We start from the raw sequence: 20,221 nt of genomic DNA, 5'->3' as shown, positions 1-20,221 counted from the left end.
GTCCGGCCACGGCCACGTCGTAGTGCCAGGGGCCAAGCAGTAGGGGGCTTGCATGGAACGGGTACGGCTGGCCGGGGTGGACGGGCCGGGCGGGCGCGGGTCGGGGTACGCGGTCGGCGGGCGCCTGGTGCTGACCTCCGCCCACGTGACCGGCCCTGTCGGCACCAGGGTGAAGGTGTTCCACCCGGCCGGCGGCGGCGCCGCGCAGGGCCGGGTGGTGTGGTCCGGTACTCCGGGCGGGCGCGACGACGCCGCGCTCGTCCTCGTCCATGACAGTGCCGACTGGCAGCCGCCCACCACTCCGGTGCGCTGGGGTCGCGCTGTCACCGACCGCCCCGGCACCCCCTGTGAGACGTGGGGTACGCCCGATGTCGCCCAGCGGTCGGGCCGGGCCGTGGAGGCCGAGCAGCTGCGCCGCGGCCGCCTCAACCCCGGCACGGGTTTCGTCGGCAACCAGCACGTCATCGACCTCGACCAGCCTGCGCCCGTGCGGCGGGCCGACGGAGCATCGCCGTTCGCCGGGCTGTCCGGGGCTGCGGTGTTCTGCGATCGGCTCCTGACCGGTGTCGTCGCCGCCGATCGCGCGCACTCCGCCCATGGGCGGCTGAACGCGGTGCCCGCCTACGTCCTGCACCACGACCCGGCGTTCCGCGCCGCCCTCGCGGAGTGGGGCGTCGGCCCGAGCGGAGGTCTGCAGGCGGTCGAGTTCCAGGATCTCGCCGACCGTGCGCAGGACCCCGACCGCACCCAGCGCCTTCCCTCACCCGCGGCGCTGCTCCAGGCCCGCCACCAGATCGTCCCCTTCCACGGCCGCCACGACCTCCTCGCCGAACTGACCACCTGGTGCCGGCTCGGCGGGTTCGGCGCCTGGCTCCTGCACGGACCCGGCGGGCAGGGCAAGACGCGCCTCGCGCACCACCTCGCCCACCTGCTCGCCGCCGACGGTTGGGCCGTGCTGTGGCCACGCACCACCGCCGGCCCGGACCAGTTGCGCGATCTGCGGCACGCCGCCAAACCCCTGCTGGTCGTCCTCGACTACGCCGAAACCCGCACCGCCCAGCTCACCGCCCTCCTTGAGGCTGCGGCCGACCACCCGGCCAACACGCCCCTGAAGCTCCTTCTCCTGGCCCGGACCGACGGCGACTGGTGGGACCACGCACAGAGCGCCACGAGCCTTGCCGAGGACCATCTCCATGCCGCCACCGTCCGCTCCCTGGCCCCGTTGGAGCCGGACGTCGCGAACCGGCCCCAGACCTACCGCACCGCCGCGCACGCCCTCGCCGATGCCCTCCCCCGCGTTCAGGGGCTGGCCCAACGTGTCTGGCCGTCGGTGGCCGACGCGCTGCAAACCCCACCGCTCGAGCAGGACGGCTACGGAAACGCCCTCACCTTGCACATGACCGCTCTCGCGGACCTGCTCGACACCGCGGAGCCGACCGATCAGATCGGCTCCGCGGACGGCGGTTCTCCGGGGGACGAGGCGCAGATGGTGGAGGACCGACTCCTGCGCCATGAGCGCCGCTACTGGCACGGCAACGCCGTCGAACGTGGCCTGGAGCCTCTACTGAGCCCCGCAACGCTGGAGACAGCGCTGGCCGCCGCCCATCTCGTCGGCGCCGACGACCGGGAGCAGGCCGACCGGATCTGGACCCGGCTGCCGACCCTGGCTGACCAGGCTCGTGACCGCCGCGATGCCGTCACCGCATGGATCGGAGGTCTCTACCCACCGGCCGGTCCGGGCCGGCTGTGGGGCGGCCTCGAACCCGACCGCCTCGCCGAGCGGCATGCCGGACGCGTCCTGGACGCCGGCCCGGCCCTCGCCGAACAACTCCTCGAGGGCGCCGACGACAACCAGGCCACCCAACTGCTGACCGTCTACAGCCGCGCCGCCGCCCACCCCGTCTTCCGCTCCCGCCTCGATAGCCGTTTGACCGATCTGTGCACGCGATACCGCCGGATCGTCCCTCACATCGTCACCACGGCCACCCGGACCGGCCATCCCGCCCCGCTGATCGCCGCCCTCGACTCCATCGTCGCCGACCCCTCCACCTCCCTCGCCGACCTCACCGCCCTCACGCACGACCTGCCCGACTACAGCCGACGCCTCAACCCCGTCGCCCTGCGCCTCAGCAAGGTCGTCACCGACCGCTACCGGCTGCTGAACCGGGCGAACCCGCGCGAGCACCTGCCCGACCTCGCCGAGGCCGTGCACGCCCAAGCCCTATTTCTCGGAAGTGCCGGGCGGCACCAGGAGTCGCTGGCGCTGGCCGAGGAAGCCGTCAGGACCTACCGCAGGCTCATCGCGGCAGACGGGAACGAAACCCTCTACCTGGCCGGCCTCGCACGGTCGTTGTCCCTCCTCGCTCGCGAGCTCATGGTGGCAGGACGACTGGACCAGGCCCTGGCCACCGCTCAGGAGGCCGAGCCCACCTGGCGTGCCCTCGCCGACGCGGATCCGGTCTACCTCTTCAACCTCGCCGCGTTCCTCAACAGTTACGCCCTCCAACTGGGCCTGGCCGGGCACGAGCAGCAGAGCCTGGCCGTGTCCCGGGAGGCGGTGGGCCGTTGCCGAACGCTGGCCAGGTCCGGCGACGACGAGGACGTACGAGCCCTCGCCGGAAGCCTGGGCAACTACTCCCTCCGACTGGTGAAGACAGGGCACGAGGCTGAGGGGCTGGCCGCCCGCCGGGAGGCGACCGACCTCTACCGATCACTGGCGTCGGCGAACCCGGACGCCTACCTGGCCGAATTCGCCCGGTCCCTGAGCGACCAGGCCAACCAACTGGGCTCCTGCGGTGAGCGGGAGGACGGACTCGCGGCGGCTCTAGAAGGTGCCCAACACTTCCGCACGCTGGCCGAGGTGGACGGGCGGACCTACTTGCCCGACCTCGCCAGGGCCTTGACGATCCTCGCCGTCATACTGGAGGCGGTGCGGCGTTCGGAGGAGAGTCTGGCCGCGCTCCAGGAGGCCGTGGACACGTGGGACACCGTGATCTCGGCGGTAGGGAACGCCCATCTGCCGGAATTCGCGACCGCTGCCGGGATGCTCGCCGGCCGCTTGATCGAGTGCGGGCGCGACGAGGACGCACTGGCCGCAGGCCTGGAATCCGTGCGAGCCTGGAACCTGCTCGGCGCATCCCGGCCGCGGGAATATCTGCCCGACCTCGCCCGGGCCCTGGCGAACCGAGCTCTCCACCTGGGCTCGATGGAGAGGCACGAGGAAGGCCTGGAGGCGATCCAGCAAGCGATCGGTGCACTCGCCGCGGCGCATCCCGATACGTACCTGCCCGACTACGACGCCGAACACGCGGGCGACTACCTTCCCGACTTCGCTGCCCTCCTGGCCGTCTACGCCGACGAGCTGTTCGCGGTGGGTCGCACCGGCGACGCTCTCCTCGCCCACCGGGAATGCGTCAGTGCGCACCGCGCGCTGGTCGCAGCCGGCACGGACCCGGACACCTACCTGCCCCGCCTCGCCGGTGCCCTGGTCCGACTCGCCGGTCGACTGGGCGCGACAGGAAGTCACGACGAAGCCCTGGAGGCAAGCCGGGAGGCGGTCAATCTGCACTGCGCATCCGCGAGTACGAACCCGGACGGCTACCTGCTTTCGCGGGAGACCCCCGGAGCCCACCTGCCCGGCATGGCCGCCGCCCGGTACACTCACGCCCGCGAGCTGGCAGCGCTGGGACAAGTGGAGGAGAGCGTCGAGCAATTCGAGACGGCCGTCCTCGGCTACCGCCTGCTCGTCTCGGCCGGCCTGACCCAGCACCTGCCCAATGTCGCCACCGCGGCGACCGACCTCTCCGTCCACCTGCACCGTGCGGGACGGCTCGAGGAATCCCTGGAAGCGATCCGACTGGCCGTGAGTGCTCTCCAAACACTCGTCAGGAAGAACCCGGACGCCCACTTGGCCGTCTACGCCTCCGCCCTGGACATCCTCGTCGACCGGCTGTCGCTGGCCGAGCGCACCGACGAGTGCGTCCACATCGGCCGACTGGCCGTCCTCGCCCACCGCGCACTCGTCACGACGGGCCCGGAACACCTGCCCGGCCTCGCCGCCGCCTTGGACAACCTCGCTCTGGGACACTGGCAAGCAGGACAGCACCCGGAGGGCCTGGCCGCAGGCCAGGAAGCCGTGGACCTCTGGCGCAGCCTCGTCGAAGAAGACCCCGAGGCGCACCTGCCCGGCCTCGCCAGGTCACTGAAGATGCATTCCATCCGACTGGAGGACAACGGCCGCCAACGGCAGGCCCTGGCCGCTCGTCAAGAGGCCACCGACTGCTACCGAACACTGGCCACCACAAGCCCCGACACCCGGCATCCCCACCGCGACCCGCCGCCGGCCGCACATATCCACCAGGAGGAGGGTCCCCCGAACGAGCAGGACAGCACTACCGCGCCCCCGAGTACCGCGACCGGCTCCGCGGCCTGGTCCACGTCCATCAGGAGCGACGTTGCGGCAAACCTCGCCGTAGACCTCATCAATCGTGCGAACGGCCTGGACGCGCTCGGCCAGCGGGCCGAAAGCCTGGCAACCGCCCAGCAGGCCGTCGACCTCTGCCGCGTTCTCGTCCGCAACTACCCCGACACCCCCTTCCCTGCCCTCGCCAAGGCCCTGTACAACCTCTCCATCTACCTGGGCAAGGCCGGGCGGTGGCCCGAGAGTCTGGCCGCAGCCCAGGAAGCCGTCGACCTCCGCCGAGCCCTCGTCCAGAGCGACCCCGACCGCCACCTCCCCGACCTCGCCGGAGCCCTCAACAACCTCGCCGCCGGCCTGGGCCAGGTCGGACGGGGCCAGGAGTTCCTGGCTGCTGCCGAGGAAGCCGTCGACCACTACCGCGCACTCGTCCAGACCGACCCGGGCACCCACCGCCCCGGCCTGGCCAGGGCGTTGACCAACCTCACCGCCGGCCTGGTCGAGACGGAACGACGGGAGGAGAGTCTGACCGTAGGCCAGGAAAGCGTCGACCTTTGTCGAACACTCGCGCGCACCGACCCCGATTCGGATCCGTCGGACCTTGCGTGGGCTCTTCGGACCCTGGCCGTCGCTCTGACTCAGGCCGGGCGGGTAGCCGAGGGCCTCGCCGCAGCCCAGGAGGCCGTTGACCAGTACCGCACCCTCGCCGAGACCGACCCGGACAGCCACCTCCCCGACCTGGCCAGCGCCCTCAACAACCTCTCCAACGGCCTCGGTGAGATAGGTCGGCGGGAGGAGAGTCTGGCCGCCGTCACGGAAGCCGTCGACCACTACCGCACCCTCGCCGAGACCGACCCCGACGCCCACCTGCCCAACCTCGCCGCCTCCCTCAACAACCTCTCCACCCTGCTGAGCGACGCGGGCCGGCTTGCCGAGGGCCTGGCCGCCATCAGGGAAGCCATCACCATCCGCCGCGCCCTCGCCGACACCAACCCCGGTCTTTTCGGACCAGACCTACAGCGTTCCCTGAACGTGGCCGTCCGATTGGAAGGACTCGGACTCTAGTGCTGTGACCGAGAACGTTCGCCGTGTTGGGCATGGAGGCTTGATGAAGCTGGGGAAACCGTCTCTGTAGGATCACGGGCCCAGGGTGCGAGGGCCGGAGTGTGAGGATGGAAATGCCGCAGATACGCCTCGGTCACGATGGGTCGTGGCTGGAGCTGGTTCAGACCGATGAGGACAGCTGGCGGGTTGCTGCCGACTGGTGCTCAGCACTGTCGGCCGACTTCACTGCGTACCTCACCGGGGAGGAGGTTGCGGAATTCGCCGCACGGATGCTGTCCCATTTGCGCGCCCCGTCGGGATCTCGATTCTCGGCAGCGGTGACTCCCGGCCGCAACAACCCACTGAGGCTGAGAGCCGAACCCGTAGAAGACAGGTTCGCCTTCTTCGTGTATCTGACTCCCAACGGCGACGACGAGGTGTGTCACCTGCAGATGGAAATCGATCCCATCGACGCCACCGAACTCCGTGACATGTTCGAGGCACTGCTCGAATCATTGGCCCCCTGACCGCACGGACTTCCGATCAGGTCAGGCCGCGGTTTGGAGCGGCCTGCCTCCCCAGCGGATGCCTTTCTCGCTGCGGATGCGGGCGCGCTCCTTGCGCTGGGCGGTCAGGGCGTCGGGGTGGCGGGCGTTGGCGTTGCGCCAGCGCAGGTAGGCATGCAGGGCACGGGTCTGGACCGGGTGGTTCGGGTGGTTCGAGTTGGCCAGGGTGAACTGCCGCAGCGGTCCGAAGTGCGCCTCGATCGGGTTCGCCTAGGAGGCGTTGGTCGGGGTGAAGCACAGGTGGACGTTATTGTTCTTCGCCCAGCGCAGGATCTTCCTGCCGTTATGGGCGGAGAGGTTGTCCAGGATCACGTAGACCGGGGCGCCGTCCGAGCGGGCGGCCCGGATCGAACGGAGCGCGGCCAGGGTGTTCACGGTGCCCTTGCGGCGGTGGTTGACGCCCCACAGGGTGTCGTCGCCGACCGAGTAGCAGCCGTGGAAGTAGGTCACACCGTGGGTGCGCTTGTAGGTCGCCGGCAGCCGGTCCGGCCGTCCCTGCTCGGCCCAGCAGCTGCCGGCGGTGGGGCGGATGCCGAGCGGGCCGAACTCGTCGAAGGTGAACGTGCGGTCCGGGAAGCGGTCCAGGACGTGCTCGATCCGATCGAGCTTGGCGTCGTAGTGGGGATCGGTGGACTCCTTCCAGGTCTTGGCACGCTGGAAGGTGACGCCGCGTCGTACCAGCAGACAGCGCAGAGCCTCCCGGCCGATGCGGATCACCCGGCCGTGGACCCGGCGCAGATGGGCGAGCAGTTTCCGGATCGACCAGCCGGTGAAGGGCTGCCCGAGCTTGCCCGGGCGGGTGGCGGCCGTCTGGACGACGAAGTCCTCGTCGTCAGGACTGAGCAGGCGGGGACGGCCTCCCGCCCACCGAGGGTCCAGGCAGGCCAGGCCGATCTCGTTGAACCGGTGGATCACGTCCCGCACCGTGTCCTCGTCCGCCTGCACCAACTGGGCGATCACCGGCACCCGGTTCCCGTCGGCCGATGCCAGCAGCATCATCGCCCGCCGGTGGCGCACCGTGCTGGTGCTGCCCCGCCGAACGATCCGCTGTAACCGCTGACCCTCCTGATCAGTCAACCTCCGGCCCCTGACCGGCTCTGCCACCACGCCTCTCCACACCGAATCGGACATCGCACAATCCAACTGGTTCAGGCAGTGCCATCGCCAATCCGGCGAACGTTCTCGGTCACAGCACTAGGTCGAGACCGGTCCGACGTCGACGCCCGAGATGCGGCCGAGTTCGTCGAAGGAGACCACCGCGGTGCCGCCGCCGGGCAGCTGCGCGGTGGTCCGGTCGGATTCCTCCTGGACCTGGACCCCGTGCAGGGCGAACCAGCCTTCGACCACCCGCCGCGGCGAGCGGGCGAAGAGCTGCGCACCGGTGAGCAGGTGGCGCGGCATGGCGACCGGGTCGAACCCTGCTGGCTGGAGCTGCGGGTCCTGCGGCACGAAGTAGACCCGGCTCGCGGGACCGGCCTCCTGGCCGAGGTAGCCGGGTGCACCGAGCACCGCCGCGCCGAGGAAGGCCAGCGCCTCCGCGGCACGGCGCGGATCGTCGAAGCCGTCCAGGTCCACGCCCTCCTGCGCCAGCTCGGCGATACCGTGTCGGCGGCCGAACTCGGCGATCCGCTCACCGGCCGCGACCACCGCGCTGCCGCGCAGCCCAGGGTTGGCCCAGCCCCACAGCCAGGTCTGCTCGTCCGTGTCGTAGCTGCCCAGCAGCCCGACCCGCAGGGTCCGGCCGCCGGACTCGTAGCGGCACTCGTCGAGGTCCGCGCTCCACGGGCCGCCCGGGACGGCCCGGCCGATCAGTTCGAGCTGCTGGGCGCCCCACGCCGCGTGGTACTCGGCGGCGTCCAGGAAGGCGTCGGAGAAGGCAGTGATCATCCGGGCAGCCTAGGGGACGTCGACCGAGGGCCCGGAGCAGGGCCCCGACCTGAGGCAGTCCCGAGATCAACCCAGGTCAACAGCCACCAGTGACCGGCCTCACCAGGCCGGCCCTGGGAACGGTCCGACTGACGGGAAACCCGGAGATGCGACGTCTCCCCAGATCAGCCGCCTGCAGTGGGAGTCGAGCAGAACGGTTCTCTCCCACCCACGAGCACAGGGAGTTTCAACAGCTCTCATCAGCGGCTCGCACCTGTTCCTCGGTACGGCTGACGTCCTCGCCATACGTCGCCGGACAGCTGAGGGCGAGCGGCCAGGCGATTCTTCGCGGCGACGTGGTACCGCTTCCCGCACCGTTGCCCGGCGGATCGATGACGTCCCTCTACGCGGGGTTGCCCGTCTACTTCGACGACAACTTCTTCTCGGTCACCGTCGAGAACGGCAGTGAGGTCGCCATCGTCTGGCTCATCCCCATCACAGCAGAGGAGACCGCCTTCATCTGTGACAAGGGCTGGGAGGCCTTCGAAGACGCGCTGGTCCGCCAGGACCCTGATCTCGCCCGACGGTGTGGGCAGTGGAGCCTGGCCGAGCCGACGGGCCCGTCACCAGACCCGGGAAACGGACACCGGTACTCCTGCCACAACGGCACCTGACCACCACTCACCGGTACGGGTTGCCGGCCAGGCCGATGATCCGGTGCTGCGCCACGGTGATACCGCGGTGGGCGGGGAGGGCGCCGATGCCGGCCCTCGGGCTGCCGAAGCCCGGCGGGCATGTGCTGGGTAGGCAGCGCGGGCCACGGTCCGGCGCTGACCTGAGCGGATCTTGCGCCCGGGTCCGACGACCGCCGGGGCCAGGATCGACGCGGCGCCTGCCCGGCACCGTCCACCTCGGCACCGCCGTCCGATCCACCGTTCCTCCTGTGCCCGGTCACGCAAGGCGCCGGTCAGCCGGGGGAACCGGCCGTCGGCCCCAGTACCTCGGCCGCTGTCCCTGCTGGGGAACGTTCACAGGGGTGACGGAAGACAGCTCGCCGCGGGCTCCGGTGAGCTCTCCTGACGTTCGGCCGCTGTCTCCGGCCGGTGCCATTCGCTCTCCGGAGGCACTCCGTTCGGCCAGGCGAAGCGCAACTCCCCGTCCATCGCGGCAAGCAGCCACTGGCCCAGGTCGACACCCTGGGGCCAGCAATCGCCGTCTGCGTTGGACCACATCACGCCGTGCGGATCACGGAAATCGATCATCGACCACATCGTGCAGCCCCAGTCGTAGAGCGGCACCACTCCGGCGGGCACTCCGCCGGTGGGGTCCGGTCCGTGCTCATAGGCTTCCGCGATGTGCTCGTTCCACTGCCCCACGTCGACTGGCAGGACCCCATCAGCGGGGCCGAAGCCGCCGTTGGACACCTCTGTGCAGAGCCGCCGCAGGAGCGTGGGGAAGGCGAACCCGATGACATGTTCCGCCTTGGCAACGGCCTCTGGCGGGGCGGGCGGGGGCGCCTGCCGCTCCTGGGCGATCTTCCGGCAGGCTTCAATGATCTCGTCATCGGTCACCGGTTGATCGTAGAAGCCGGCGCGGCCCGAGGGTTCTTTCGGAGGTGGGACCGATCGCGCGCTCTTCGACCCGTCCAGTGCGGCTGGCGCCAGCGGCGCGCGCCCACCGTGGAAGAAGCGCAGCCCGGCACGGAGGTGACCTGTGGAACCGCCGACGACGAGGTACGAGGCGTGCGACGACCAGGATCGCGTGCAGCGGACGGTGCTCACCGCCGCGCCGGAGACGTTCGTGTTCGTCGCGGATCCGGCTCCCGGCAGGCGTCCGGACGAGCACCTGTTGTCCGCGGCGGCCCCAGTGCCGCGCAGCAGCGCCTGCATGGCGCCCGCGAAGTCGAGACCGCCCGCTCCCTCATCAGTGCCGGCTGTCGCCATGACCCTCTCCTCACCCGACCATGTGGCCCGCAGGCCGTGACAGACACCATCAGCCCACACCCCTGCACACCCGGCCCGAAGCCCCTCCGAGCTTCACCCTCCCGGACGACGCCGCCACGCCGAAGACCGTCCAGAACCCGACCCCGGTCCATGGCGCGACGAGGTGGTGGAGGAGGTCCGGAGTCCGGCCGAACGTCAGGCCCCGGACCGGACCCGTCCGGCGCGGTCCGGTGCGGGTACGGCCCGGCCCCGGATGCCCCGCGCGGGGGCGGGTCCGGGGCCGGGGCTCCGACGGGGCGTCAGTGCTGCAGGATCTCTCCCATGTAGCCGCCGCAGCCGTTGGTGGTGTACATCGAGGAGATCCACCACCCGGCAGGGACGGTCGAGTTGGCGCAGACGTTGATGCCGTTGAACAGGCTGTTGGTGATGATCTCGATCAGGTGGCCGCCGCAGCCGGTGGCCGACCGCGCCGAGGTGATCACCCAGCCGTCCGGGACCGGAGAGTCGCCGCAGATGTTGACGCCGGGGAAGGGCGCGTTCAGGGACTCGGACAGGGTGCCGCCGCACCCGTTGGTCTGCTGTTCGGCCGTGATCACCCAGCCCGCCGGGACGACGGAGTCCGCACAGACGCTGATCCCGTTGAACAGGCTGTTGGTGATCATCTCGCCGAGATGGCCGCCGCAGCCGTTCCCGGCCGACTTCGCGGTGATCACCCAGCCCGCCGGGAGGGCGGAGTCGGCGCACACGCCCATCCCGGGGAAGAGCTGGTTGGTGATGGTCCCGCCCAGGTGTCCGCCGCAGCTGTTGGTCAGGGCTTCGCCCGTGATCACCCAGCCGGCCGGGACGGGCGAGTCCATGCAGATGCCGACGCGGGGGTAGGCGACACGGATCGTGGCGTTGAGGTGGCCGCCGCAGCCGTTGCCGCCGGACTCCGAGACGATCACCCAGCCGTCGGGGATCGGGGAGTCGCCGCAGATGCCGATGCCGTCGAACGGCGGCTGGACGGTCAGCTCCAGGTAGCCGCCGCAGCTGTTGCTGGAGCGCTCGGAGACGATCACCTGGCCCGGCGGGACCGGTGAGTTGCCGCAGATCGTGGCGGCCGAGGCGGGAGCGGCGAAGGCCACCAGGCCGCCCGCGAGGACGGCCAGGACGGCGACGACGCGCCCGAACCAACGAGCGATGGGTTTCATGAGGTCTCCCGGAGGGATGGACGGGCGGCTCGGCCGCGTTCGGGCAGGACCGGCGGTGCACCCGTGGGTCCGGCGGTCCCGGTGCGCCCACCACAGTGGCGGGCCGGTCGGGTACGGCCAACACCGTTGCGACTCGGACAAACAATCACGGAAAAAGATCAACCCCTGGTCACCGGCCGGTCCGCTGCGGACAATCACGTGCGGACAATCAATCGGCGGGAAACCGCAGCGCAGGGGAGGCCGTCGGTGGGCCGCAGACAACGGAGCCTGGATCCGCAGGCGGGGCCCGTCGCGGAATTCGCCCTGCGGCTGCGCGCTCTGCGAGAGAGCGCCGGCACCCCGACCTTCGCCGCGATGAGCCGCAGGGTGCACCGCTCCACGACGGTGCTCTCCGAGGCGGCAGGCGGGGTGAACCTGCCGACCTGGGCGACCGTCGAGGCCTTCCTGGAAGCCTGCGGCGAGCGCGACCCCGCGCCGTGGCGCGACCACTGGGAACGGGCCCGCGACGCCCTGGGCGAGCCCTCGCCCCCGATGGACGGCCCCGCGCAAGAACCGGCCGCCGCCCCGCCGTCCGCTCCGCCCGGCCCCGCGCACGAATCCGCTCCCGCGTCCGCGCCCCGCTGGTGGTCCTCGCGCTCCGCCGCCGCGGCGGCCGCCCTGCTCATCGGCCTCGCCGCAGGCCTGCTGGCGGGCCGTCAACTCCCGTACACCGGACCGGCCACGTCCTCACCGCAGCCCACCCCCTCCCGCACCCTGCCGACCGTCGTGGTCGTCCCGGCACCCGTGCCGCCGCCCTGGCCGGCGGCCGGGTCGGGTTGCGACGCCCGCACCCACTGGGTGTACCAGTACGACCACGCGTACCAGGGGCAGGTCTACGCCCTGCTCGCCCGCCCCGACGCCACGGCCACCGACACCACCGTCACCCTGACCTGGGGCGCCTGGCGATGGCAGCACGCGGTGACGGTGCAGCCCGGCACCCCGGAGCGCACCACCGGCGGCACCCTTCTGCTCTACGCCAAGCTGGACACCAGCCTGCGCGACCCGCTGGTCACCGTCGACACCCCCGATCCCGTCTGCGCCGCCTTCGGCACCGCCGGCCCCACCTCCGTGGCACCGCTGTCCACCGTCGACGCCAACCAGGGATGGACCGGCGCCGAACCCACCGCCGACACCCCGGACGGTCCGGACGCGATGGACAGCCCCCCGGCGGCCCGTCACGACGCCGCAGCGGGCCTCACCGGCCGCCGGTCGCCTCGGGCCCGGCCGGCCCGTGCCTGGCGAGTTCGGGCTCCAGTCCCTCCGTAAGCGGTGGCGGCACGGACCGGCCGGTGGCGGCCGAGTAGGCAGCTGACGACCACCGCTGGCAGGTCGACGGCGAGGTCCGTCAGGGCGGTCTTGCGGGCGTGGCGGGCGCGCACGCCGATCAGCTCGAGTCGGTGGCCGAGCTGGTCGGAGGCGATGTGTCGGCCTGCGAAGCCACCCGGGAAGAGCCGGCCGGGGTCGTCGAGCGGGAGCACAGCGGCTCGCCCCTGGCGGGCGAGGACGAGTCGACGGACCAGGTCGCCGACGGAAACGGCACATCCACCGGGATGGCGTCCAGGAGCAGGGAGAGCTTCTCGCCGTTGTCGAGGATCCGATCGACGGTCACCGGTGCGATCCGGTGGACCGGTGCTGCGACGAGGTGAAGCGCTGGCCGACCAGCGCGACGAGTGCGGCCTGGTCCTTCTTCTGCGCGACCGAACTGCACTGGTCGCGCCCCCGGGACACGGCCCTGTCCGGTTCGTCGCCGACGATCTCGGGATCGATCGCGACGAGGGCCGCGATGTACGTTGCCCGGGCGGCGGCGTCCGGCTTCGGAGACCGACCGCCCGGCCCGGCCCCGGCAGGCGGTCAGCCCCCGCTCTGCGCAGCGGGCGGGCCGGCGGGCGGCTCGTTCGCGAGGAGCTGGTCCTCGCACCAGGCCACCGCGTCGTCGCGGCTGCCGAAGGCGTGCCAGCCGGAGTGCCCGTCGGCGGCGCCCAGGAACGGCTCCTGGGCGGCGACCACGATCCGGTGGCCCCGCCGGGCGAGGTCCGCCAGACCCGCGGCGAGCAACGCCGCGGAGCCCGGCCGGATTCCGGTGACGGCCATCAGGTCCAGCACCAGCCAGCCCGGCGGCTCGGGAACGGCCCCCTCGACGGCACCCAGCAGTTGCTCGGTCTCGGTGAACTCCAGCTCGCCCTGGGCGCCGACGGCGATGATGCGCCGGCGGCTGCGGTTGAGCAGCGCGGTCTGCTCCGGGCTGCGGGCGCGCGAGGAGCGGGCGCCGTGCCCGGTGTCGGTGACGGTGGCCGTCAGGTGCACCGGCGCGTGCATGAGGTGCAGGGCGAGCCGTTCCGACATCTCGGTGAGCGCGGCCACGCCCCGCACCGAGTTGCCCGCCGGATCCAGCGGCGGGCTGTAGACCGCGACGCCGAACCGGCCCGGGCCGACCGCGATCAGCCCACCGGAGACCCCGCTCTTGGCCGGCAGACCGACGTTCAGCAGCCACTCCCCCGCGCCGTCGTACATCCCGCAGGTGGCCATGACCGCCAGGGTCCGCACCGCCACGCTGCGCTCCACGACCTGCTCGCCGGTGACCGGGTTGCGGCCGCCGTTCGCCAGGGTCGCGGCCATCACCGCCAGGTCGGCCGCGGTGACCAGAACGGAGCACTGGCGGAAGTAGGTGGCCGTCACGGCGTACGGGTCCTCGCTCAACGAGCCGGCCGAGCGCATCAGGTAGGCCAGCGCGCGGTTGCGGTCGCCGGTGGCGGCCTCGGAAGCGTAGACCTCCTCGTCGTAGCCCAGCCGACGGCCGGCGAACGCGGACAGGCAGTCCAGGATCCGGGCGGACCGCGCCTCGGGGTCCGCCGCCGCGACCAGGGCGGTGGTGGCGATCGCGCCGGCGTTGACCATCGGGTTGGCCGGCCGACCGGTACCCGGTTCCAGACTGATGGCGTTGAAGGCCTCGCCGCTGGGCTCGGCGCCGACCCGTCCGAGCATCTCGTCGGGTCCGAGGTCGGTGAGGGCCAGGGCGTAGACGAAGGGCTTGGACACCGACTGGATGGTGAACTCGGTGTCGGCCCTGCCCGCCTGGTAACGACGCCCGCCCATGCTGGTGATCGCGATGCCGAAGTCCTCGGGGTCGGCCCGGGCGAGCTCCGGGATGTACGAGGCGACCTCGCCACCCCTCAACCCGCTGATCCGCCGGTGCAGTTCGTCGAGTGCCTTCGTCACCGGGTCCATGCACGCAGCCCTTCCGTGCTCGCTCGTCCGTTCCGGACTCCCAGGGGGGCACCCGGGGTCCGGGGATACCGGGGGTCCGGCGGGCTCCTGGACTCCTGGACTCCTGAAACCCGCTGCCGCTGCCGCTGCCCGCCAGCTGGCCGGCCCGCTCGGCCCGCTCGGGTGGCGCCGGACGGAGCCGCGCTCAGCAGCATGCCAGGGGCGCGACCCGCACCCGCCCACGACTCACCGGAGACGCTCGCGGCACGGCCGGCCACGGACGCCGCCGGGCCACCGGCCGGAACCTGCTCTCGGTGTACCGGATCGCCCAGGTCCGGTCGGTCCGCACCACCACTTCGGGGCCTGCCAACGGCAGCTCCGGAAGGTCCAGCCGGCTCAGTTCCTCGGGTGTGATACCGAAGTGCCGCTCCCGAGCCGGGTCCGGCAGTACCGCACCGCTCGGTCGACGAGGACGAGGACGTCGAAATCCCTCACGACGTCGAGAACGAGTTGGTGCACGACCTCTTCGGGCGGCGCGGCCGGCTCGACCACCGGACTGACCACCGCCGCGTCGCCGCCGGCCGACTCCGGGAAGCAGCCGGTCCAGCAGGCCAGGGACGGAGGCTCTGCGTCCGTTCCAACGCGAGCCCAGCAATGCGCAGCGTTGCGGGCAGGTCCGCACCGCTGTCCGCGATACTCGGGATTCCGCCGTCGTCCGACATCGGTGCAGCATGTGCGAAGCCCCGTCACGCAGGGCAGTCGGAGGACGTCGGCGCGCGGCCGGAGCCGTCTCAGCCGCTCGGGCCGCGCGGGCCGTACGCCGGATCAGGCCAGGCGGTCCGGAATCGGGGCGAGCGCGTAGTTGGCCCAGACGAACGCGTCCATCTGGTGCTGGTCACCGGAGAGGTTCACCACCCGGTCGACCTTGCCCGCCGCGTCGAAGTGCCAGACCAGCGCCCAGGTGGTGTCGACCTTCCCGGTGCCCTCGGTGGTCCAGCCCCGGTGAACGTCCACCACGTACTCGTCGTTGACGCCGAAGAAGATCGGCTCCGCCTTGAAGCCGGACTTGCCCAGCTGGTCGAAGAAGGCCCGCACCTCGGCCACCCCGTGCTTGGTACCGGAGAGCGGGTGCCGCCCCGGGATGGTCCACTCGATCCCCTCGGCCAGCACCGCGCTCATCGCGTCGGCGTCACCCGCGCCGTAGGCCGCGAAGAAGGCCTCGATCGCAGCAACCTTCGGGTCCTTCGTCTCACTCATGGGTCCCCCTCGGATCCGCGGCACCGATCCCCCTGATCGGTGCCGCGGAGATCCTGCTCGAAGCAGGTGCCCGACGCCAATGCTGTCCCGGCATGTGAGACGGAGTCCGCGGGCGGCACAACGGTCGCGGAACCCCTTCGAGCCGGCGGTCCTGACCGATCGTCACGCATCGGAGGCCTGTGCGGCCCGTCGGAGCGGGACGTGGAGGTGCGACGCCTCCTTCAGGCCCCGGCCGAGCCGGCAGAACCTACCGGACCGCGTCCGTCAGCCACTGCAAGGGGGTGCGGGGGTGCAGGCCGAGCAGCGTCCCGGCGGAGCGGTCGGGGGCGATCGCGCTGTCCGGGAGGGTGGCGAGGAAGTCGTAGAGTCCCGCCACACCACCAGCGGCATCGGCACCGAGGAGCGGGGCGAGCAGGTCACCGAACTCCGCCGGGGTGAGCGGTTCGTAGGTGACGGCGTGGCCCAGGCGCGCGGCGAACGCCTCGGCGAGTGCGGGGCCGGTCACCGCGGGGTGCAGGCCGACCTCGATCAGACCGGTGACGTCCGGTCGGCCGAACAGTGCGACCGCCGCGTCGGCGACGTCCAGGTGCGAGGCCCACGACACCGCATGGGCGGCGGGCAGCGGGTAGCGCAACAGGCCCTGCTCACGGGCCCCGGTGACGACGGGCGGCAGGAGGAGGTTCTCCAGGAACAGGCGCGGTGCGATCACCGCGTGGGAGAGGCCGCTGCGCTTCAGCCCTTCGACGACAGCCGCCACCGCCCCGTCGGCGGACTCCACGGGCACGCCGCCGCTCGTGGAGAACACCACCCGGCCCGGGCGGGCAGCGTTCAGGGCGGCAACGATGCTGTGGGCGTGGCGCAGCCGGTCCTCCGGCCCGCCGATAGGGAGGTGGACGAAGACGCCGTCCGCACCGCGGTAGGCGTCGGCGAGTGTGTCGGTGGCGCCGAGGTCGACCGGCCGCACCCGAGCGCCGGCGACGACCGCGTCGGCGTTGCGGGTCAGGGCGGTGACGGAAGCGCCGACGGCGGCGAGGGCGGCAGCGACGGGGGCGCCTTGGGCGCCGGTGGCGCCGTGGATCACATAGCTCATGAATCCATTAGTGCATACAGTGCACCAGTTACTTCAACTGCACTATTGGCCTACAGTGAAGCCGTGTCGACGAATCCTCTTCCCGAATGCGGCGTGGCCCGGTTCCTCACCCTGCTCGAAGGGCCCTGGGCCACGCTCATCGTGCGCGAGCTGCTGCACGGCCCGCACCGCTTCACCGAGCTGCGCGCGGCGCTCCCTCGGATCAGCCCGCACACCCTCACCAGCCGTCTGCGCCGGTTCGAGACCTACGGCCTCGTCACCCGGACCGCGTACGCCGAGATCCCTCCGCGTGTGGAGTACCGCCTCACGCCACTGGGCGAGAGCCTGGGCCCCGTGCTGGAGAGCATGGCCCAGTGGGCCGCGTCGGTTCCCGACCCCGCCGACCCCGCATCCTCCTCCCCCGGCAGTGACATCGGCCCCGCTTCACGCGCGCGGTGACGGCCAGCAGTCCTTCGACCTGCCACCCTCAGGGCACGAACGTGCCACCTGCCCCACTCTGCGGATCGCCGGCCGGACCCGGCGGGAGGTACTCGGGGCAAGGGAGGCATGCCGCCGGCCGTCACTGGGACCTCGGCCTCGGATCCGTGCTCAGCACGGCCTGCCGAACGCCCGCAGAGGCGAGTTCCTCCAGCAGCACCCGGATGACGGCACGACTCATCAAGGGCATGACCGCGTCCTTGCAGTCCAGCCGGATCCGTGGCACCGGATCCGGCTCCACCGCGGCGTAGTTCGGGCTGTAGAAGTCGACGCCCCTTTCCAGCGCGACTTCCCATTCGGTGGCCGACAGCTCGCGGCCGTCGTCGGTGAGCCGTATCAGCCGCGGCTCGGCCGCGTTCAACGCCGCCACGACCGCCGGCCGGTCCTCGGCCGAGGACCTGACCTCGATGTCCCAGCACTGGTGTACCGGGTAGCCGTGATCCACGACGATCTGCAAGGTCCCCGGGTGCACACGGATCCCTTCCGCCACCTCCGACGACTCGATCGCGCGGCTCATCCACCCCGCCGCCCGACCGTCGAACGCCCCCACGAACGCGTCGGTGATCCGCCACAGCATCTCGGGCCCCGCGCCGGCGGCGGCACGGTCGAACAGCTCCTGCACGTCATCACGGCCTTCGGCGAGGGCCGCGCGCGCCGTCTCGAACAACGTCTCCGGACTGTGAGGACCCTCTGCATTCGATGTCATACGGATCTGGATAGCAGGGGCCGACGACACTCTGCGGGGCGTGCGGCGGCCCGCGATCAACGCCTCCATCAGACCCTGGAAGGCTGCTCCACGACCGAACCACAACAAGATCCGAACCTTGAACAGCTCCCAGGGAACAGCGCGGTCGGAACAGCGTCTCTTCACGAGTATCAGGAGGTCAGGGATGGGTCGGCCCAGACCGCGAGCTTCCCGCCCGGCATCGAGATGATCCGCCAACCTCCCGGTCCGAGCACTTCCCATGCCTCGAACAAGGGGTCCGCCTTGCTGGTGAGGCGGAAGCCGTTGTCGAGGAGCAGCCGAAGCGAGCCCGTCTTGAAGGCCACCGCAGACAGAACCTTCGCTCCGAACAGCCCGAGTGCCGCCGCCACGTCCTGTCGTCCCGGGTCGAGGAGCACATCCTGGCGCCCCTCGCCGACAGGCCGGGTGAGTTTGAAGGGGCAACCAAGATCCACGCGGGCATCCGAGTCGAGGTGCAGGAACAGCTGGTGGCCGACACTGATCCGGGTAACGGCCAGGCCCCGAAGGTTCATGATCCAACGGTCCTCGTGCTCAGCCAACGATGTTTCACTCACCACCGCACGATGCACTGCGGAGCACCGACAGCGCCACCTGACAGGTGTCGGCGTACGTACGGCATGCTCCGCTCGGAACACGGGAATGTGCACCGCTCACCATGCCGAGCGCGGCCGGCCTGTGGCCCGATGCTCCGGTTCTGCAGGCCGCTGCCGGATCGAGTCCATCGGCCCGCGTACGGCCCCATCGGTGCCTCGCGGTATCGGGGTGGTCATCAGGTCGTGGCAGTGGTCTGCTCGCGTCGGGTGTGGCCCTGGCGGTACCAGCGGCGGTGGACGACCGGCTCGACGGACAGCACCGCTGCCCCGGCCGCCGCACCGACGGTGAGGGAACTCCAGCCGCCGCCGTTGAGGAACGCGGCGAGGCAGGCGGCGGCGATGGCCACTGGGCGCAACAGGGTGAGCGGGCCGAGTCCGATGACCATGGCGAGGGTGCTGGCACGGAACGGCAGGAGGAAGTAGGCGGCGAGCGAGAGCAGGACGGCGGCGGCGTAGACGGCGAGCGGAAGCAGGTAGCCGAGGCCGCCGGCGGCCAGCGCGGCGTGGACGCGGGCCGGGTCGGCGGCGGCGAGCAGGCAGAGGACGGCGGCCAGTGCGGGAACGAGCAGTAGGACGGCCCCGACCGCCAGCCCGCGCAGTGCGGCGTGCGCGTTGGCACGGTGTTTGCGGATTCGCGCGTCGCGGCCGGCGAAGGCACGAAAACCGCTGAATGCCGCGTCGACCAACCCGAGTACGGCCAGTGGCAGGGCGGGCGTCATCGGGCGGCCTGCGCGAACTGCTCGAGGCCGAGGAGTCGGCGGGAGGCGCGGCCAAGGGCCTGGCGCAGCGGCGCCTCCAGGTGCGGCCGCAGGCCGAGGACCGGACGCAGGGTAGTGCAGAAAGGGTTGGCGGCTCGTCGGGGCTCGTAGAGCAGTGGGCGCATGCCCGAGGCCGAGGCGGCCCGCAGCAGGGTTTCGTCGCTGTGGGCTCGTCGGGCGGAGGCGACGCCGTCGTGTCGGCCCAGTGGGTGGCGCATCCGGGCCCGGTGGAACATCCACGCGCCGATGGGGGCGAGGCCGGTGGCGGCGATGTCGTAGTGGCAGAACGCCAGGGCCGGGGAGGCGCCTTGGGCCCGGAAGAAGTCCGTCAGCGCGGGCTCGGGGAAGTGGTGCAGCACGCCGGTGGAGACATAGACGGTGGCAGCCTCCGGCAGCGTGAAGGCGTTGCCGTGGACGAAGCGGCAGTCGAGTCCTTCGGCGTGGGCAAGGTGGTCTGCCTCGCCGACCAGCGCGGCGTCGAGGTCGACTCCGACCAGCTCGACCTCCGGGGGGAGTGCGCCGGTGGCAGCCAGCCAGCGGACCAGGTAGCCGAGCCCGCAGCCGATGTCGACCAGGCGGTACGGCCCGGGGTGGCCGGTGGCCCGGATCGCGGTGAAGAGGGGGTCGAGCAGGTGGACGAGGCGTTCGCCGATGCGCAGTTCCTCGCTCAGTCGCTGGAGCTCGGTGTGGACGCTGATCAGCAGGCGGTCGACGGCGCCCGCGTCCAGGACCCCGTCCCGGTCGGCGGGCAGCCCCGCCACGATCCGCGCCGCCCGCCCGTCGCCGTTCGCACGAAGCTGCTCGACGACCTCGGCGCGCCGCACCGGCAACCGTCGGCCGTCGGCCGGGTCCACCGCGGTGATCAGGTCAGAAATCTCAAGCTGAGGCACACACGGCACTCTACGACGCCAGTTCGAGGCCCACTCCTCGCCCGGACCAAGCCGTGGCGCTGGGCACACCGGCTTCCTCGCACCCGGGCTGGTACCCGGGCCCTCCGTGGGTCTGCCAGGACCGGTGCGCGTAGCTCCGCAC

Annotated in this window: 17 protein-coding genes and 1 pseudogene; 5 read left to right on the top strand and 13 right to left on the bottom strand. The window is 71.6% G+C overall.

What is annotated here, in order from left to right; all coding sequences use genetic code 11:
• Positions 1–52 precede the first annotated feature (52 nt).
• Together ACIPYS_RS09775 and ACIPYS_RS09770 are read left to right on the top strand one after the other, a co-directional pair.
• Positions 53–5,482, top strand: coding sequence for a tetratricopeptide repeat protein (locus ACIPYS_RS09775; protein WP_400745158.1), 5,430 nt, complete (start codon positions 53–55; stop codon positions 5,480–5,482).
• A gap of 113 nt (positions 5,483–5,595) precedes the next feature.
• Entirely contained in the window at positions 5,596–5,988 is a 393-nt protein-coding gene (locus ACIPYS_RS09770) for a hypothetical protein (RefSeq protein ID WP_400745156.1), read from the top strand.
• A gap of 21 nt (positions 5,989–6,009) precedes the next feature.
• On the opposite strand, the pseudogene ACIPYS_RS09765 reads toward ACIPYS_RS09770, so the two are convergent.
• Positions 6,010–7,131: pseudogene (locus tag ACIPYS_RS09765) on the bottom strand (IS630 family transposase).
• Positions 7,132–7,221: 90 nt separating this feature from the next.
• Complete coding sequence (locus ACIPYS_RS09760) at positions 7,222–7,914, bottom strand: DUF6882 domain-containing protein (protein ID WP_400745154.1); 693 nt, start codon at positions 7,912–7,914, stop codon at positions 7,222–7,224.
• 146 nt (positions 7,915–8,060) lie between these two features.
• On the opposite strand from ACIPYS_RS09760, the gene ACIPYS_RS09755 reads away from it, so the two are divergent.
• Positions 8,061–8,567, top strand: a complete 507-nt coding sequence (locus tag ACIPYS_RS09755) for a suppressor of fused domain protein (RefSeq protein WP_400745213.1) — start codon at positions 8,061–8,063, stop codon at positions 8,565–8,567.
• A gap of 354 nt (positions 8,568–8,921) precedes the next feature.
• On the opposite strand, the gene ACIPYS_RS09750 is transcribed toward ACIPYS_RS09755, so the two are convergent.
• A complete protein-coding gene (locus tag ACIPYS_RS09750) occupies positions 8,922–9,836 on the bottom strand; it encodes a hypothetical protein (protein ID WP_400745152.1) in 915 nt (304 codons plus the stop codon).
• Between the two features lie 299 nt (positions 9,837–10,135).
• On the bottom strand, positions 10,136–11,026 hold the full coding sequence (locus tag ACIPYS_RS09745; RefSeq protein ID WP_400745150.1) for a hypothetical protein: 891 nt from the start codon (positions 11,024–11,026) through the stop codon (positions 10,136–10,138).
• Between the two features lie 246 nt (positions 11,027–11,272).
• On the opposite strand from ACIPYS_RS09745, the gene ACIPYS_RS09740 reads away from it, so the two are divergent.
• A complete protein-coding gene (locus tag ACIPYS_RS09740) occupies positions 11,273–12,331 on the top strand; it encodes a helix-turn-helix domain-containing protein (RefSeq protein WP_400745148.1) in 1,059 nt (352 codons plus the stop codon).
• 118 nt (positions 12,332–12,449) lie between these two features.
• On the opposite strand, the gene ACIPYS_RS09735 is transcribed toward ACIPYS_RS09740, so the two are convergent.
• From ACIPYS_RS09735 to ACIPYS_RS09715, 5 genes are all read right to left on the bottom strand, one after another.
• Entirely contained in the window at positions 12,450–12,674 is a 225-nt protein-coding gene (locus ACIPYS_RS09735) for a hypothetical protein (RefSeq protein ID WP_093858240.1), read from the bottom strand.
• Positions 12,671–12,793, bottom strand: a complete 123-nt coding sequence (locus ACIPYS_RS09730; RefSeq protein ID WP_400745146.1) for a hypothetical protein — start codon at positions 12,791–12,793, stop codon at positions 12,671–12,673. Before ACIPYS_RS09730 ends, ACIPYS_RS09735 begins: the two co-directional genes overlap by 4 nt.
• Positions 12,794–12,916: 123 nt before the next feature.
• Entirely contained in the window at positions 12,917–14,290 is a 1,374-nt protein-coding gene (gene glsA, locus ACIPYS_RS09725) for a glutaminase A (protein WP_400745144.1), read from the bottom strand.
• 804 nt (positions 14,291–15,094) lie between these two features.
• On the bottom strand, positions 15,095–15,526 hold the full coding sequence (locus ACIPYS_RS09720) for a nuclear transport factor 2 family protein (RefSeq protein ID WP_093858243.1): 432 nt from the start codon (positions 15,524–15,526) through the stop codon (positions 15,095–15,097).
• A gap of 247 nt (positions 15,527–15,773) precedes the next feature.
• Positions 15,774–16,616, bottom strand: coding sequence for an SDR family oxidoreductase (locus ACIPYS_RS09715; RefSeq protein ID WP_400745142.1), 843 nt, complete (start codon positions 16,614–16,616; stop codon positions 15,774–15,776).
• Between the two features lie 63 nt (positions 16,617–16,679).
• On the opposite strand from ACIPYS_RS09715, the gene ACIPYS_RS09710 reads away from it, so the two are divergent.
• Positions 16,680–17,054 carry a helix-turn-helix domain-containing protein gene (locus ACIPYS_RS09710; RefSeq protein WP_093858245.1) on the top strand — a complete coding sequence of 125 codons (375 nt, stop codon included), beginning with the start codon at positions 16,680–16,682 and terminating at the stop codon, positions 17,052–17,054.
• A 121-nt stretch (positions 17,055–17,175) separates the two neighbouring features.
• Here the strand turns inward: ACIPYS_RS09710 and ACIPYS_RS09705 are convergent, their stop codons facing one another.
• The 4 genes from ACIPYS_RS09705 to ACIPYS_RS09690 all read right to left on the bottom strand — a co-directional run bounded on the left by ACIPYS_RS09705 (position 17,176) and on the right by ACIPYS_RS09690 (position 20,079).
• Positions 17,176–17,760, bottom strand: coding sequence for a hypothetical protein (locus ACIPYS_RS09705; protein WP_400745140.1), 585 nt, complete (start codon positions 17,758–17,760; stop codon positions 17,176–17,178).
• Positions 17,761–17,969: 209 nt separating this feature from the next.
• Positions 17,970–18,392 carry a DUF6188 family protein gene (locus ACIPYS_RS09700; protein ID WP_400745138.1) on the bottom strand — a complete coding sequence of 141 codons (423 nt, stop codon included), beginning with the start codon at positions 18,390–18,392 and terminating at the stop codon, positions 17,970–17,972.
• Between the two features lie 215 nt (positions 18,393–18,607).
• Positions 18,608–19,150, bottom strand: coding sequence for a hypothetical protein (locus ACIPYS_RS09695; protein ID WP_400745136.1), 543 nt, complete (start codon positions 19,148–19,150; stop codon positions 18,608–18,610).
• A complete protein-coding gene (locus tag ACIPYS_RS09690) occupies positions 19,147–20,079 on the bottom strand; it encodes a class I SAM-dependent methyltransferase (RefSeq protein WP_400745134.1) in 933 nt (310 codons plus the stop codon). Before ACIPYS_RS09690 ends, ACIPYS_RS09695 begins: the two co-directional genes overlap by 4 nt.
• Between the last annotated feature and the right edge of the window lie 142 nt (positions 20,080–20,221).

Origin of the sequence: Kitasatospora sp. NPDC089913 (assembly GCF_044748625.1) — a bacterium.
In the GTDB taxonomy this organism is placed as follows: Bacteria; Actinomycetota; Actinomycetes; order Streptomycetales; family Streptomycetaceae; genus Kitasatospora.
The sequence above is the reverse complement of the archived record's forward strand: the minus strand, read 5'-3'. Positions and strand labels throughout refer to the sequence as shown.

Excerpts from the sequence above, each read along its gene's own strand:
- ACIPYS_RS09775 (WP_400745158.1), top strand. The coding sequence starts at position 53 with ATGGAACGGGTACGGCTGGCCGGGGTGGACGGGCCGGGCGGGCGCGGG.
- ACIPYS_RS09770 (WP_400745156.1), top strand. The coding sequence starts at position 5,596 with ATGCCGCAGATACGCCTCGGTCACGATGGGTCGTGGCTGGAGCTGGTT.
- ACIPYS_RS09760 (WP_400745154.1), bottom strand. The coding sequence starts at position 7,914 with ATGATCACTGCCTTCTCCGACGCCTTCCTGGACGCCGCCGAGTACCAC.
- ACIPYS_RS09755 (WP_400745213.1), top strand. The coding sequence starts at position 8,061 with ATGCGACGTCTCCCCAGATCAGCCGCCTGCAGTGGGAGTCGAGCAGAA.
- ACIPYS_RS09750 (WP_400745152.1), bottom strand. The coding sequence starts at position 9,836 with ATGGCGACAGCCGGCACTGATGAGGGAGCGGGCGGTCTCGACTTCGCG.
- ACIPYS_RS09745 (WP_400745150.1), bottom strand. The coding sequence starts at position 11,026 with ATGAAACCCATCGCTCGTTGGTTCGGGCGCGTCGTCGCCGTCCTGGCC.
- glsA (WP_400745144.1), bottom strand. The coding sequence starts at position 14,290 with ATGGACCCGGTGACGAAGGCACTCGACGAACTGCACCGGCGGATCAGC.
- ACIPYS_RS09720 (WP_093858243.1), bottom strand. The coding sequence starts at position 15,526 with ATGAGTGAGACGAAGGACCCGAAGGTTGCTGCGATCGAGGCCTTCTTC.
- ACIPYS_RS09715 (WP_400745142.1), bottom strand. The coding sequence starts at position 16,616 with ATGAGCTATGTGATCCACGGCGCCACCGGCGCCCAAGGCGCCCCCGTC.
- ACIPYS_RS09695 (WP_400745136.1), bottom strand. The coding sequence starts at position 19,150 with ATGACGCCCGCCCTGCCACTGGCCGTACTCGGGTTGGTCGACGCGGCA.